Below are 1026 nucleotides of genomic sequence, written 5' to 3' on the forward strand. Positions count from 1 at the left end.
CCGTCTCCTCCGGTAGGGGGGGGGTCTGGGGCCCCCCATGCCCACCCCGTGTGGGCCCGGGGGGGGCGGGGGGGGCCGGGGGGGGGCCCGGGCGGGGGGGGGGGCCCCCCCCGGGGGGGGGGGGGGGGCCCCACGGCGGGGCGGGGACGGCTACTTCTCGACGGCGATGTCCTTGAAGCTGATCGCGAAGGCGTCGGGGTCGTCGTCCTCGTCCAGGTGGTAGGTGACGCTGGCCCAGGCGTCGACCAGGCGCACGCGGTGGGCCTTCGGGTCGGTGGGGTCGCCGACGATCAGGACGACGTCCTGGTGGGTGTCGGTGTTCTCGACGCCCTCGGCCCACTTGGTGGTGTCGGGGTCGCGGACGTCGCCACGGGTGAGGAGGAGGTTGCCCCACAGCGGGATGGGGGCCTTGAAATCGCCCGTGACGAAGGTGTCGAAGTCGACGTCGGTGTCGACCAGGGCGAGCTTGGTGACGGACTCCAGCGCTTCGGTCCCGTTGGGGCCGAGGTCGAGGTGGTACGTGGGCATGTCCGGATCTCCTGGTGGCGGCGCGGTCGGGGTCAGTACAGCTCGGGGGAGGTGCGGACGGGCATCCGTACCTTGAGGACGGTGCCGTCGTCCAGGAAGAAGACGACCCGGGCGTTGTCGCCGGGGGTGATCAGGCGGGTCGGCTTCTCCATCATGAGGTGGTACCGGCCCGGGACGAAGGCGAACTCGCCCTTGGCGCGGATCTCGACCTTGTCGACCTTGACCATCTTCGAGCTCTCGGCGTCGGTGACGGTCTGGTAGATCGTGATCGACTTGTAGTCGGGGCTCCGGAGCTTGGTGACCGTGTAGCGCTTGTCGGAGGAGTTCTTGAGCGTGATGTAGCCCGCGGCCGGCAGGGCGTTGGGCAGCCAGCGGACCCAGACGGAATTTGCCGCGACTGTGATGATGCTCCTATGGGCTGTCAAGCGGCGGTGAGCCAGTCGCGGTAGGCGTTGGCGAGGTCGTCGTCTCGGCGGATTCCGCGTTCGAGGGTGGAGA

2 protein-coding genes are annotated in these 1026 nt (G+C 70.1%); both read right to left on the bottom strand.

The features are described 5' to 3' along the window. Positions 1-150: 150 nt before the first annotated feature. Positions 151-528, bottom strand: coding sequence for a hypothetical protein (locus ACIP4P_RS38055; RefSeq protein WP_400926905.1), 378 nt, complete (start codon positions 526-528; stop codon positions 151-153). A gap of 32 nt (positions 529-560) precedes the next feature. Next, entirely contained in the window at positions 561-953 is a 393-nt protein-coding gene (locus tag ACIP4P_RS38060) for a copper chaperone PCu(A)C (protein WP_400926908.1), read from the bottom strand. Positions 954-1026: the final 73 nt, after the last annotated feature.

Origin of the sequence: Kitasatospora sp. NPDC089509 (genome assembly GCF_044749365.1) — a bacterium.
In the GTDB taxonomy this organism is placed as follows: domain Bacteria; phylum Actinomycetota; class Actinomycetes; order Streptomycetales; family Streptomycetaceae; genus Kitasatospora.

Bases quoted from the DNA above. Each gene is read 5' to 3' on its own strand.
- ACIP4P_RS38055 (WP_400926905.1), bottom strand. From the start codon at position 528: ATGCCCACGTACCACCTCGACCTCGGCCCCAACGGGACCGAAGCGCTG.